Origin of the sequence: Duganella sp. CF458 (assembly GCF_900113115.1) — a bacterium.
In the GTDB taxonomy this organism is placed as follows: domain Bacteria; phylum Pseudomonadota; class Gammaproteobacteria; order Burkholderiales; family Burkholderiaceae_D; genus Rugamonas.
Window position 1 is genome coordinate 104,776 of the sequence record NZ_FOOF01000016.1, and the last position, 12,996, is coordinate 117,771.

General features: G+C 62.7%; 11 protein-coding genes. 7 read left to right on the forward strand and 4 right to left on the reverse strand.

Annotated elements, in window-relative coordinates; translation table 11 throughout:
* The first annotated feature begins 256 nt into the window (after nucleotides 1-256).
* Both BM269_RS22910 and BM269_RS22915 read left to right on the forward strand, forming a co-directional pair.
* On the forward strand, nucleotides 257-2,344 hold the full coding sequence (locus BM269_RS22910) for a 3-hydroxyacyl-CoA dehydrogenase NAD-binding domain-containing protein (RefSeq protein WP_090442663.1): 2,088 nt from the start codon (nucleotides 257-259) through the stop codon (nucleotides 2,342-2,344).
* Between the two features lie 87 nt (nucleotides 2,345-2,431).
* On the forward strand, nucleotides 2,432-2,665 hold the full coding sequence (locus BM269_RS22915) for a hypothetical protein (protein WP_090442666.1): 234 nt from the start codon (nucleotides 2,432-2,434) through the stop codon (nucleotides 2,663-2,665).
* Here BM269_RS22915 and BM269_RS22920 read toward each other — a convergent pair whose 3' ends face one another.
* On the reverse strand, nucleotides 2,666-3,208 hold the full coding sequence (locus tag BM269_RS22920; protein ID WP_090442669.1) for a GNAT family N-acetyltransferase: 543 nt from the start codon (nucleotides 3,206-3,208) through the stop codon (nucleotides 2,666-2,668).
* A gap of 39 nt (nucleotides 3,209-3,247) precedes the next feature.
* Here BM269_RS22920 and BM269_RS22925 point away from each other — a divergent pair, with 39 nt between their 5' ends.
* Nucleotides 3,248-3,991: a substrate-binding periplasmic protein gene (locus BM269_RS22925; RefSeq protein ID WP_090442673.1), complete on the forward strand. Its 744-nt coding sequence runs from the start codon at nucleotides 3,248-3,250 to the stop codon at nucleotides 3,989-3,991.
* Here the strand turns inward: BM269_RS22925 and nadB are convergent.
* Nucleotides 3,988-5,595 carry an L-aspartate oxidase gene (gene nadB / locus BM269_RS22930; protein ID WP_090442675.1) on the reverse strand — a complete coding sequence of 536 codons (1,608 nt, stop codon included), beginning with the start codon at nucleotides 5,593-5,595 and terminating at the stop codon, nucleotides 3,988-3,990. The genes BM269_RS22925 and nadB overlap by 4 nt on opposite strands.
* A gap of 101 nt (nucleotides 5,596-5,696) precedes the next feature.
* Between nadB and prsR the strand changes: the two genes are divergently transcribed.
* On the forward strand, nucleotides 5,697-7,043 hold the full coding sequence (prsR, locus tag BM269_RS22935) for a PEP-CTERM-box response regulator transcription factor (RefSeq protein WP_090442806.1): 1,347 nt from the start codon (nucleotides 5,697-5,699) through the stop codon (nucleotides 7,041-7,043).
* Here prsR and BM269_RS22940 read toward each other — a convergent pair.
* Together BM269_RS22940 and BM269_RS22945 are read right to left on the reverse strand one after the other, a co-directional pair.
* Nucleotides 7,017-7,637: a hypothetical protein gene (locus BM269_RS22940; RefSeq protein WP_090442678.1), complete on the reverse strand. Its 621-nt coding sequence runs from the start codon at nucleotides 7,635-7,637 to the stop codon at nucleotides 7,017-7,019. The two genes, prsR and BM269_RS22940, sit on opposite strands and share 27 nt — an antisense overlap.
* Entirely contained in the window at nucleotides 7,622-8,326 is a 705-nt protein-coding gene (locus tag BM269_RS22945) for a GNAT family N-acetyltransferase (protein ID WP_090442680.1), read from the reverse strand. The genes BM269_RS22940 and BM269_RS22945 overlap by 16 nt, the downstream gene beginning before the upstream one ends.
* 98 nt (nucleotides 8,327-8,424) lie before the next feature.
* On the opposite strand from BM269_RS22945, the gene BM269_RS22950 reads away from it, so the two are divergent.
* Genes BM269_RS22950 through BM269_RS22960 form a run of 3 tightly spaced genes read left to right on the forward strand, consistent with a single transcriptional unit; the run spans nucleotide 8,425 to nucleotide 12,993 of the window.
* Entirely contained in the window at nucleotides 8,425-10,506 is a 2,082-nt protein-coding gene (locus BM269_RS22950) for a glycosyltransferase (protein WP_229204760.1), read from the forward strand.
* A gap of 1 nt (nucleotide 10,507) precedes the next feature.
* Nucleotides 10,508-11,935 (forward strand): oligosaccharide flippase family protein, encoded by a 1,428-nt coding sequence (locus BM269_RS22955; RefSeq protein WP_090442683.1) that lies wholly within the window; start codon nucleotides 10,508-10,510, stop codon nucleotides 11,933-11,935.
* A gap of 11 nt (nucleotides 11,936-11,946) precedes the next feature.
* Nucleotides 11,947-12,993: a glycosyltransferase gene (locus tag BM269_RS22960; RefSeq protein WP_090442686.1), complete on the forward strand. Its 1,047-nt coding sequence runs from the start codon at nucleotides 11,947-11,949 to the stop codon at nucleotides 12,991-12,993.
* Nucleotides 12,994-12,996: the final 3 nt, after the last annotated feature.

Sequence of the window (12,996 nt, forward strand, 5' to 3'; positions counted from 1 at the left end):
GAGATGCTGAAGCCGATGTTAGGCGCCCAATTAAGGTGTAGCAAGCGCGTTCTTATGGATGGGGGAATTGTGGCGAATTTGTCTGGTCATTATGAAAATCCTTGAAATATTGAGTTTATTAAAAGACCGATTATCATCAGGAAAGTTTTATATAATCCTCGGCAATACCCCCCCAATTGAAGCGTACGATCGTTCTATTGCTGGGGTATAGTAGCTGGCAGGCTTCACAATCAAACCTATAAAGAAGAGACAATCCATGAGCGCAGATTACGCAGTCCACGGTTCCATCGCTGTCATTTCCCTGAATAATCCTCCAGTCAACGGCCTTGGCCTGGCGACGCGCACTGCGGCAATCGAAGGCATTCGCCGGGCGCAGGAGGATAGTTCGGTCAAGGCTGTCGTGCTGACGGGCGCCGGCAAGGCATTTTCCGGTGGTGCCGACATCAAGGAATTCAATTCCACCAAAGCCTTGACCGAGCCGACCTTGCACAGCCTGATCCGCGCGGTCGAGGGGTGCAGCAAGCCGGTGGTAGCGGCGATTCACTCGGTTGCCATGGGCGGCGGGCTGGAACTGGCGCTTGGCTGCCACTATCGCGTGGCGCTGCCGGGCGCCCAGATCGCCTTGCCGGAAGTGAAACTCGGCTTGCTGCCGGGCGCCGGCGGCACCCAGCGCTTGCCGCGCGTGCTGGGCCTCGAGATGGCACTGAATATGATTGTCTCCGGCACGCCCGTGCTGTCGGAAAAGCTGGCCGGTACCGCGCTGTTCGATAAGCTGCTGCCTGCCGGTGCCGACTTGCTGGACGAAGCAAGGGCCTTCGCCGGCAGTATTGCCGACCTGCGCCCCTTGCCGAAAGTACGCGACCGGAAAGTCGACTATCCGAATCATGAAGCCTTCCTGCAGTTCAGCCGCAATTCGGTCAAGGCCGTGGCAGGCCCATTCCCGGCGCCGCTGGAGTGCCTGGAGACGGTGGCTGCTTCCGTCACGATGGAGTTTGAAGCAGGTCTGAAGTTCGAGCGCGAGCGCTTCCTGCACCTGATGCAGACTTCAGAGTGCAAATCGCTGCGCCATGCTTTTGTCTCGGAGCGCGCCGCGAGCAAGATCCCTGACGTCCCGGCCGATACTCCGGTGCGCGAGATCCGCAAGGCTGCCGTGATCGGCGCCGGTACCATGGGCGGCGGCATTGCGATGAACTTCGCCAACGCCGGCATTCCTGTCGTGCTGCTGGAAACGCGCCAGGAAGCGTTGGACAAAGGCTTGGCCACGATCCGCAAGAATTACGAGAACACCCTGAAAAAGGGCAAGCTGACGCAGGATAAATTCGACAAGCGCGTGGCCCTGATCGGCGGCACCCTGGATTATGCGGCCATCGCAGATGCCGACATTGTCATCGAAGCGGTTTTCGAGGAGTTGGGCGTGAAGGAGGCTGTATTCCGCAAACTGGACGAGGTGATGAAGCAGGGCGCAATCCTGGCTTCGAACACCTCGACCCTCGACCTGGACAAGATTGCAGCGTTCACCAAGCGCCCGCAGGACGTGGTTGGAACACACTTCTTCAGCCCGGCCAATGTCATGAAGCTGCTGGAAGTGGTGCGCGGCAAGGCAACCGGCAAGGATGTACTGGCCACCACCATGGCGCTGTCGAAGAAACTGAAAAAGACCGGTGTGGTTTCCGGTGTCTGCGACGGCTTTATCGGCAATCGCATGATCGAACAGTACTTCCGCCAAGCCGGTTTCCTGCTGGAAGAGGGCGCCTCGCCGGAGCAGGTCGACAAGGCAATCGAGAAATTCGGCTTCCCGATGGGACCGTTCCGCATGAGCGACCTGGCCGGCAACGATATCGGCTGGTACATCCGCAAGCGCCGCTACATCGAGAAGCCGGAGGTTGTGTATTCAAAGACTGCCGACCTGTTGTGCGAGATGGGCCGTTTCGGCCAGAAGACCAACGGTGGCTGGTACGACTACAAGGAAGGCGACCGCAAGGCTTATCCAAGCGCGGTGGTGAACGAGATGATCGCCAGGCATTCGGCTGACATCGGCATCGAACGTCGCCAGATCGGCGAACAGGAGATTGTCGAGCGACTGATTTACGCCCTGGTGAATGAAGGCGCCTTGATCCTCGAAGAGGGCATCGCCTTGCGCGCTTCCGACATCGATATGGTCTACCTGACGGGCTACGGCTTCCCCCTGTACCGCGGCGGGCCGATGTTCTACGCCGATACGGTTGGCCTGGTCAATGTGTTGGCGACGGTCGAAAAGTTCGCGCAGGGCCGCCATGGAGAGGCGTGGAAGCCGGCGCCGCTGCTGGCAAAGCTGGCGGCGGAAGGCCGGAGTTTCAATAGTTGACAGAGAGCGACAAACTTTTGCAAAAAAGATAAAAACTATCGGTTAAGGCATGCTAAATTCGCAATCTCTTTCCGATAGGGGTTTCTTATGATCAAAATTTTTACCGTCGCCGCACTGTCGATCTTGTTTGCTGGTTGCGCCAATGTTCCGGATCAAGCTGCCGGCGAGCAAAAATACGCCAGTCAAGATGAAGTTGTGGAGCAGACCGGTTCGCACCTGAAGCGCAAACGCCAGACCGTGAACATGGAAGTGATCGATCGTGACTCGATTGAACGCAATGGCCGTCCACACCAAGGCGTGAATTCCGGAACAGGCAGGTAATCAGGCAATGCGCTTACGCATGCGTGACAAGGGTGCCGAGACGTTGCCGGGCAGGGCAAGCGCCATGTCTTCTATCGGCTCGAAACCGCAGGCAGCGTAGAGCGGCACGCCTGGCATGGTCGCGGCAAGTTCCATGGACAGGAAGCCAGCTGCCGCGGCCTCGCGTTCGCAGTGCTCCATCAGCATGCGGCCCAAGCCTTGGCGCGGCACCGCCGGATCGACAAAGAATGCGCGGATGCGGGCAGGCTGGCTCGCCGGATCGAGTAGGGGATCCGGCCCGGACTTGTGCTGGTCGCCGCCGAACAGTGTGGCGCGCTTGCTCCAGCCGCCGCAGGCCCGCAGTTCGCCATCGCGTTCGATCACGAAGTAGGTTGCGTCTTCCACCAATTGCGTGTCGACGCCGAACACGTGGCGGGTTACCGCTGCGGCCTGCTCGTCGGTATAGAAGCCTTTACTGAGCTGGATTCCCGAGCGCCGGATCAGGGCTTCCATTGCCGGGATATCGGCTGTTGTTGCAGCGCGCAATGTGGCTGGATTTGTCATTCGGAAATGCTATCATAGGGTGGCACCCAGGGAGAAACCATGCGCAAATTCGCTGCTGCTATCTTCGCCTTGCTCTGCTGCCTGCCGGCGGCCGCCCGCGACCTGCTGGTGATCGGCACGCATTTCGAACGCGTCTACGAACGTGGACAGGAGGGTGAAATTATCGGCCTGGGGCCGGAAGTGGTGCGCCTCATCGCCCAGCGCCTGGGGCACCGGGCGATCTTCGAACTCTATCCCTGGGCGCGCGCCCAGGCCCTGGTCGCCCAGGGCAAGGCCGATATCCTCGTCGGCCCCTACAAGACATTCGAACGCCAGCAGTTGATGTCGTTCTCGAAAATGCCGTTCTACCAGGACCAGATGGTGTTCTACGTCCGTAAAGGGGCGATGCAGGATTGGAGCGGGGACTACGCTTCCCTGTCCGAACAGCGCATTGCGATAGTGAACGGCTGGTCTTATGGAACGGCGTTCGACAAGGCGCGGCCGCAGCTTCGCCTGGATGTGGTGAACAGCGTCGATAGCGGCTTGAAGATGCTGGCGGCACAACACGCGCAGATGTTTGCCAGTAATCGCCGCAATACTGAACCGGTACTGGGCAGGTTGGGGCTTTCCGGCCAGTTAGCCATGCTGCCCCGTGTGATCGAGGTGCAGGATGGCTATTTTGCTTTCCCCAAGCGCTCGGCTTCCGACACCCTGCGCAAGGAATTCGATATGGAATTCCAGCGCCTGGTCGATAGCGGAGAGTTGAAGCGCCTGGGCTTGCGCCATGAGGTGAACGTACCTTAGCGGCGCTCCGGCGTGAGTACGGTCGGCAGCGCCTTCGGCAGCGTGGCCGGGTAGTCGCGGCTGAAATGCAGTCCGCGGCTTTCGCGCCGTTGCAGGGCGCTGTTGACGATCAGGGAAGCGACTTCCACCAGGTTGCGCAGCTCCAGCAAGTCGCTGGTGATGCGGAAATGGCGGTAATACTCGTCGATTTCTTCTTTCAGCAGGGCGATACGGTGCTGGGCGCGCTCCAGGCGCTTGGTGGTGCGGACGATGCCCACGTAATTCCACATGAAGCGACGCAGCTCATCCCAGTTGTGGGCGATAACCACTTCTTCATCCGCGTCGGTGACGCGGCTCTCATCCCAATCAGGAAGATATGGCGTGCTTTCCTTGTCCTGGGCCAGGATATCCTGCGCGCACGCGCGTCCGATCACGACGCATTCGAGCAGCGAATTGCTGGCCAGGCGGTTGGCGCCATGCAGGCCGGTGCAAGCCGTCTCGCCTACGGCATACAGGCCCGGCAGGTCGGTGCGGCCAAACAGGTCGGTCACCACGCCGCCGCAGGTATAGTGGGCTGCCGGAACGATGGGGATGGGCTGCCTGGTGATGTCGATGCCCAGCTCCAGGCAGCGTGCGTAGATGGTGGGGAAGTGCTCGATCAGGAAGTCGGCCGGCTTGTGGCTGATATCCAGGTGCACATAATCGAGGCCGCGTTTCTTGATCTCGAAGTCGATGGCGCGGGCGACGACATCGCGCGGCGCCAGTTCGGCACGTTCGTCGTGCGCCAGCATGAAGCGCTGGCCCGCGGCGGCGCCGGCTTCCGGCGGCAGCTTGAGCAGGCCGCCTTCGCCGCGGATTGCTTCCGTGATCAGGAACGACTTGGCGTAGGGGTGGTACAGGCAGGTCGGGTGGAACTGGATGAATTCCATATTCGACACGCGGCAACCGGCACGCCAGGCCATGGCAATGCCGTCACCGCTGGCGGTGTCGGGATTGGTCGTGTACAGGTAGACTTTGCCGGCGCCGCCGGTGGCCATCACCGTGTGTTCCGCGGAGACGGTGTGCACCTGGCCGGTGGTCACGTCTTGCACATATAGGCCGTGGCAGCGCGGTTGGGAATTCGCTGGGCGCGGGCCCAGCTTGTCGGTGGTGATCAGGTCGATCGCGCAGTGCTGCTCGAACAGGCTGATATTCGGATGCGCGCGGACTTTTTCTTCCAGCGTGACCTGGACGGCGTGGCCGGTGGCGTCGGCCGCATGGATGATGCGGCGCTGGCTATGGCCGCCTTCGCGGGTCAGGTGGAAGCCAAGTTCCGCGTTTTCGTCGCGCGTGAAGGGAACGCCAAGGTCGATCAGCCATTCGATCGCTTCGCGGCCATGCTCGACGATGAAACGGGTGGCGCCTTCGTCGCACAGGCCGCCGCCGGCCACCAGGGTGTCGGCAATATGCTGCTCATGGCTGTCGCCGGAATCGAGCACGGCAGCGATGCCGCCCTGGGCCCAATTGGAGGCGCCATCGAGCAGGGCACGTTTGGAGATGATGGCTACTTTGCGGCTTTCCGCCAGGTGGAGTGCAACAGAGAGGCCGGCCAGGCCGCTGCCGACAATCACAACGTCGAATTTCATGGTGTTTCGGGCTGTTTTTTCGCGTAATAAGCAACAATATAAACTATTTGCCGTTGCGCTGCCTCAAAAGCCCCACTGGCAGCATGCTGCATCATCAGCTCATGACCAAGAAAAAGCTGCTGGTGGTGGAGGACGACGTGGGCCTGCAGAAGCAGTTGCGCTGGGCCCTGGACGGGTACGAGGTGGTGTTCGCGGGTAATCGCGACGCTGCCCTTGGGCAGTTGCGCCGGCACCAGCCGGCGGTGGTCACGATGGACCTGGGCCTGCCGCCGGAGCCCGACAGCGCGAGCGAAGGCTTGCTTTTGCTGCAGCAGATGCTGGCGATTGCGGCCGATACCAAGGTGATCGTCCTGTCCGGCAACCAGGACCGCGAAAACGTGCTGAAGGCGATGGCGCTCGGCGCCTACGATTTCCACCAGAAGCCACTGGATGGCGACATGCTGCGCCTGATGGCGGAGCGCGCCTTCTTCCTGCACGCGGTGCAGCAGGATAACCGGCGCATGCTGCAGACCGAGGTTGATTCCCCACTGGCGGGGTTGGTTACGCGCGATCCAGGCATGCTGCGCGTGTGCCGGAGCATAGAAAAAGTCGCCCCGAGTTCGGCCACCGTGATGTTGATGGGGGCGTCCGGCTGCGGCAAGGAAGTGCTGGCGCGCGGCCTGCACGAACTGAGCGCGCGCCATGAGCGGCGCATGGTGGCCATCAATTGCGCGGCGATTCCCGAGCATCTTCTGGAGAGCGAACTTTTCGGCTACGAGAAGGGGGCGTTTACCGGCGCCGAAAGGCAAACCCTGGGCAAGATCGAACTGGCGGCCGGGGGTACCTTCTTCCTCGATGAGATTGGAGACATGGCCTTGCCGCTGCAGGCGAAGATGCTGCGCTTCCTGCAGGAGCGCGTGATCGAGCGCCTGGGCGGCCGCAGTGAAATCGCGGTGGACGTGCGCATCGTATGCGCCACGCACCGCAACCTGAAGGTCATGGTGGATGAGGGCCGCTTTCGCGAAGACCTGTTCTACCGCCTGAGTGAAATCGTACTGGTGGTGCCGCCGCTGCGCGAGCGGATCGGGGACGCGCTGCTGTTGGCGCAACATTTCCGGCATCGCTTCCTGCAGGCGGAAGGGCGCCCGGCGCTGCCATTCCACCCCGATGCGCTGGCCGCCATCGAAGCCTATGGCTGGCCGGGCAATGTGCGCGAAATCGAGAATTGCATCAAGCGTGCTGTGATCATGAGCGAAGGGCCGCATATCACCCTGGAAGACCTGGGCCTTCCGGCCGGCTCGCCCCAGGCGGAAAACATCGATTTGCGCGATGCGCGCAATGCCGCCGAATATCGGGTGATGGTGAAGGCGCTGGCGCGAACAGGGGGCAATATTGCGCGCGCGTCGGAACTGCTTGGCGTGAGCCGTCCCACGCTGTATGACTTAATGAGCCACCACGGGATCAAGTGATTCCGCTTCGCGCCATTGTCGCGCGGCTTTCAGTTGCTGGCGCAGCCCGGGGAGAGGGAATCCGAGGCGATACGCCTTGTGTGCAGCTTCCAATGCGGCCCCCCAATTCTTCCGGCGCACCTCGGCCAGGCCCAGGTTGTACCATGCGCTTGCATTTCCGGGCTGCAGTTCAAGCGCCGCTTGCAGATGTCCGATGGCGTCGGCGTCGCGCCGCAGGGACAGCAGGTAGGCGCCAAACAGGGCGCGCGTCGCCCCGTCGTTGGGTACGAAGGCGATCGCGCGCTGGAAGTAGCACTCCACCGTGTGATGCGCGCCCGGCGCCTGGACTTTCTTGACGCGCAAGCCCAGGCGGGCCATCGCGGCCAAGGCGCGCGGATGGTTGGGAAAGTGCTCCAGCGTGTAGCCGATGTCGCCTCCCAACATGCTTGACGCCCCCTGCTTAAGGGACTCGACCTGGGGACCGAAATGAAAAGTTTCGACCACTGCCAGGCCTTTGGCGTCTTCCACGTCGTAGTAATCGCCACCGGTTGCGCCCTTGCTGTAGGGCGGACAATCGCCGGCGAGGGCGGCGAGCAGGATCAGGTAAGCCGACATTGCTGTTCTCCATGTTCAAGCGGGCGCGTATCGAATACAAGTTGTGGCCGCGAATGGGGTCCGGCAGACAGATGGATGTATGGCGCATGGCTGGCAAGCATCAATTGCCATCGTCCCAGTGCGATGAATGTGGCGCTGCCAAGATGCACGGCGCCGAGACGGCGGTGTGCCCGCAGCGAACCGGGATTGAAGGCTGAGATCCGGCTGCAGGTCCATTCAATGCCGCGCGCATGCATGCGCCGGTGAGCCTCGTCCCAAAGGCGGCAAAAGGCCGTCCCCAGGCGCATGTTCGGCTGCACGAAGACATCGTAGTCCCAGCATGAGCGAGGCGAAGGCAGGCAGTAGCGCGCGCGCACTTCATCTTCCTCGTAGGCGCCGAACTGGTACCACAGGATTGCGGCGAGCTCCCGGCCTTTCCAGGCCGCGATGCTGTAGCCGCCCTGGCGAAAGCGTGCCGCAACAACTTCGCGCGGACGGGGATACTGGCACGGCAAGTCGGCCAGGCTGGCGATGGGGCACATCACAAGCTTTCCGGGTGAGTTACGCATTGCGGCCGGCGCTACACGCTGCGCGACGAAATGGTAGCGCCACATAGGCAGGCCAACGATGCGCAGGAGGCGCGCGGCGGCGTACCAGGCCGCATTGCCGGCGCCGAGTTCCGAAACAGTGTGCAGGAAGTGCGTGGACATACAGCCATTACAGCAAAGCTTCGCGCGGGCTCTTTGAGCTAACGCAAGCGCTTGCGCCGGCGCCTTGCATAGACTGGGACCTCCAGGGAGGAATCATCATGCTGACTGTGCTGATGGCTACGTTCAATGGCGTGCGTACTTTGCCGCAGGTGCTGGACGCCTACACGCAGTTGCATAGCCCGGAAGAGGGGTGGCGCCTGCTGGTCGTGGACAACGGCAGTGACGACGGTACGCGCGAATTGCTGATGTCTTATGCCGGCCGGCTCCCTTTGCACTATGCCTACGAACCCCGGCGCGGCAAGAACGCGGCGCTAAACCATGGCCTGGCGCTGGCCATGAAGGGGCCGGAAACCCGCCTGTTCGTGTTCACCGACGATGACGCCACGCCTGACCGCGACTGGCTTGTCCGCTATGCCGACGCAGCGAACGAACGGCAGGGCTTCGCGATTTTCGGCGGCAGTATCGTACCGGACTGGAGCGAGGCGCCGCCGGAGTGGTTGCTGCGCCTGGTGCCTTGCGGATTGACGTACGGCCTGACCGACCCGTTGCTGCCGGAGGGTCCGGTCTATCCGGGACTGGTGTGGGGTGCCAACATGGCGGTGCGCGGCGAGGTGTTCCGCCACGGCTACCGATTCGACGAATCGATCGGGCCGGCGGCCGGTGAATACGCAATGGGCGGCGAAGTCAGTTTCACCCGGCTGCTGGAAGGAGCGGGCTTCCAGTCCTGGTTTTGTCCCACGGCCCGGGTCGCCCACCACATCCGCCCGGTGCAACTGACTCCTGACTGGGTGATGGCGCGCGCCCGGCGCTACGGGCGCGGCGCTTGCCGCTTGGCCAAGCCTGGCCAGTTTCCCGAGCTGTTCGGCGCGCCGCGCTGGATGCTGCGCAAATACGCAGAGGAGTTGTGCGGCCTGGCCGCAGCCATGCTGTTGCGCCATCCGGAACGGATTTTCCAGCGGCGCTGGGAACTGGCTTACCTTGGCGGCTACATCGCCGAAGCGGCGGCCGCCACCAAACGTCCTGCCAGCCGTCGTATCGTCCTGACCAGCTTTTCCGGCGAACTTGGCGGCATGGAACTACGCATGCTGGACGAGGCACGATTCCTGAAGGGGGTTGGCTACGACTGCGTACTGGCGCCGCCGCGTTTTGTCGGTGACGAACGCTGGCGCCAGTCGGCACAGGATGAATGCGTCGAGTTAGCCGACCTGAATGTACCGCCCATGCTGGAGGAATGGTCCTGGCGGCGTCTCAACCGCGTGCGTGCGATGGCATTCAGCGCGCCGGCCCTGCGCAAGCTGCGTCCCGACCTGGTGCATGTGGCGTTCTGCTGGACCACTTACGGCGCCAGCGCCTTGTGGCTGGCGCAGCATTGCGGGGTGCCGGCCGTCATCAGCGTGCACAATGCATTCCCGCACACGGAATTCAATGAGTGGCAGCGCGGACTGCTGCAGCGCGCGATGTCGGGAGTGAAGGGTGTGTATGCCGTGTCCGACTCTGCGATGAAGCATTTCCTGGCGCTGTACCGCCAATGGCTGCCTGCGCACGTTAGATTGGCCGTGATTCCGAACTGCGTCGACCTGCGGCGCTTCCAGGCGTCGTCCCGGCGCCGCGCGGCCGCACGGCGGCAGTGGGGCATTGCCGACAACGACGAGGTCATTGGCAGCGTAGGCCGCCTCTCTGTGCAGAAGCGTCCGGAGGAATTGCTGGCGATCTTCGCCCTCCTGGCGAAATCGCGGCCCAGGTTGAAGCTCTTGCTGGTGGGGACCGGTCCACTGGAGTCTTCATTGCGGGACCTGGTCCGTCGCCAGCGCTTGACACGGCGCGTCATCTTCACGGGCTTCCAGTCGAAGGTCGAGTCAATTATTCCCGCCATGGACCTGCACCTGCTGGTCAGCCGCCGCGAGGGATTCGGCATCGCGACCATCGAAGCCATGGCCTGCGGCGTACCCGCGCTGGCGACACGCGTGCCCGGCAGTGAAGACATCCTGGAAGGCAGCGCCGGCGGACAGTTGCTTGCGCCTGGTGACATCGATGGCGCCGTCAGCACGATCACCGCATTGCTTGACGACCCTGCGCGTCGTTGCGAAATGGGCCGCCGGGGCAGGGCCGAAGTGGAGGCGAGGTACGCAGTGCCGGTGATCGGCGCGCAGGTAGAGGCCTTCTACGACGGGTTGACATGAAATGCGCGGCCTGGCGCGCAACTTTGCCTTCGGCTTTGCCGAGAAATACCTGCAGGCCACCCTGGCTTTGGCCTCGTCAGTCATTCTTGCACGGATCTTGTCGCCGGCAGAGATCGGGGTTTATTCCATTGCCGCCGTGCTGACGGGGCTGGCGCAAGTGTTCCGCGATCTCGGGACCGGCCAGTTGCTGGTTGCGCGTGCCGACCTTTCAAGCGGCGAGCAGCGCGCTTTGCTGACCATTTCGATCGCCATGGGATGGGGGCTTGCCCTATCGCTGGCGGTACTTTCAGAACCGCTGGCTGTGTTCTATCGCCAGGCAGAGTTGGCGACCGTGCTGCGCATACTGTCGCTGAATTTCGTCCTGGTCCCGTTTTCCTCGCAGGTGACTGCGATGCTGCGACGTGAAATGCGTGCAGGCGCTTTGCTGCGGGTGTCAGCCTGCTACAGCGCGACGCAATTTGCGGCGACCATCGCGTTGGCCACCCATGGCCTGGGACCGTGTGCGCTGGCGTGGGGGAGCTTCGCTGCGACATTCGCCGGGTTCATTGCCGCGTTCGTCCAGCAACCCGCCGGCATGGCGTGGCGCCCGGGATTGAAGGGCATCTTCGCGCTGGTGAGGCCGGGTGGGCTTGCAGTCACCGGCAATGCCATCGACGAAGTGGGCGTGGTGGCACCGGACCTGATCGCCGGCAAGCTGCTGGGTGCCGAGCAGGTGGCGGTGCTCGGCAAGGCGCAGTCGGTACTCTCGCTATTCAACCAGGCCGTGACAAGCGCTGTCTCGCCCGTGATCTTTCCGCTGTTCGCAAAGCACGCGCGTGACGGAGGCGATCCCCTGCAGGCATACATCTCGGCAGCCGCCTGCATCACCGCCCTGGCCTGGCCTTTCTTCCTGATGGCAGGTCTCTTCGCCGAGCCGCTGGTGGCCCTGTTGTACGGGCCCCAGTGGCAAGCTTGCGTACCTTTGATACGGATCATGTGCGGTGCCGCGGCGCTGTATAGCATGTTCAATATGGCGCGCTACCTGCTGGTGGCCACCGGACATATCGGCGAGCAAGCGCGGATCGATGCAATGGCGGTATTCGGGCGCCTGGCCATGCTGGTTCCGGCCGGCCTGGCGGGACTGGACTGGCTGGCTGCAGCGATTGCGCTTAGCCTGGTTTTGCGCAGCTGGCTTGTACTGCGATGCCTGCGCAAGTTGTACGGCCTGGAGTTGGTTGCTTTGCTGCAGGCCTTGCGCAAGAGTGCTTTGGCTACTTGCGCGGCGATCGCGCCGGCCTGCCTGGTGCTTGCGGTGGCCGGCAGCGGAGGACTTGGTACCTTGGATCTGCTGGCCGGCGCCGGTGTCGGAACGCTGGGCTGGGGTTGGGCGATCTGGCTGCAGCGGCATCCTTTGGCCGGCTTCCTGCGCCGGGCTGGTTGGCAGCAATAAGGGGAGGGGCTATGCGCATCGGAATCCTGTCTTATCCCATGTTGTTCCAGCGCGAAGGCGGCCTGCAGGTGCAGGTGCGCGAGACCGTGGCGGCGCTGAATCACCTCGATGCCTCGATGTCGGCGGAATTGGTCGACCCGGCACGCCAGAAACTGAGCGACTTCGACCTGATCCACGTTTTTTCCGCATTCAATGGCAACTTCCGCGTGGTCGAATCCGCGGTCGAACTGGGACTCCCCGTTGTGCTGTCGCCCCTGGTGTCGCCCACCTGGGACCGTAATGCAGGCTTTCGCGCGCGGGTCGCGGACCGGTTGGCGGGGCGTATCTGTTCGTACAACCTGCAGACGAGCTATGCCCAGACCAAACGCGCGCTGCAGCTAGCGGACCTGGTGATTGCGCTTGGCGAAGCGGAACGCGAAGCGATTGTGAATGGTTTCCTGACCGATCGCGCCAAGGTCCGCGTTTTCCCGAACGGCATCAGCCGGCATTTCTTCACCGCCAAAGGCGAATTGTTCCGCCATCGCACCGGCATCGTCGGGCCATTCGTGCTGACGGTGGGTACGGTGTCGTCATACAAGAACCAGCTGGGACTGGCCCAGGCGCTGGAGGGCAGCGAACTGCCGTTGGTGATGATCGGTCCGGTTGCGCGGGAAGAGCACGATTACCTGCAAAGCGTGCTGAGATCGCCATGGGCGCGCTGGCTTGGAGCGCTGGACCATGAAGATCCTTTGTTGGCCAGTGCCTACGCCGCGGCCTCCGTGGTGGCCCTCCCAAGCCAGGGCGAGATATTCCCGTTGTCGGTGCTGGAGGCGCTGGCCGCCGGTACGCCGGTGGTCATGACACAGGAAAGCGCGCTCCAGCTTGACGGTTCGGAGGCTGTGCTGCGGAAGGTCGCCTGGAATGACCGCGCCGGCCAACGTGAAGCGATCATCGGCCTGGCCTCACGTCCCCCTGAACGCACCGGCGTGCAGTCGATGGTGGAGCAGTTTACCTGGCAGCGCGTGGCGGCCCAGGTTGCCGCCTGCTACCGCGAACTGGTGCCGGCCAATGCGCTCTGAGAC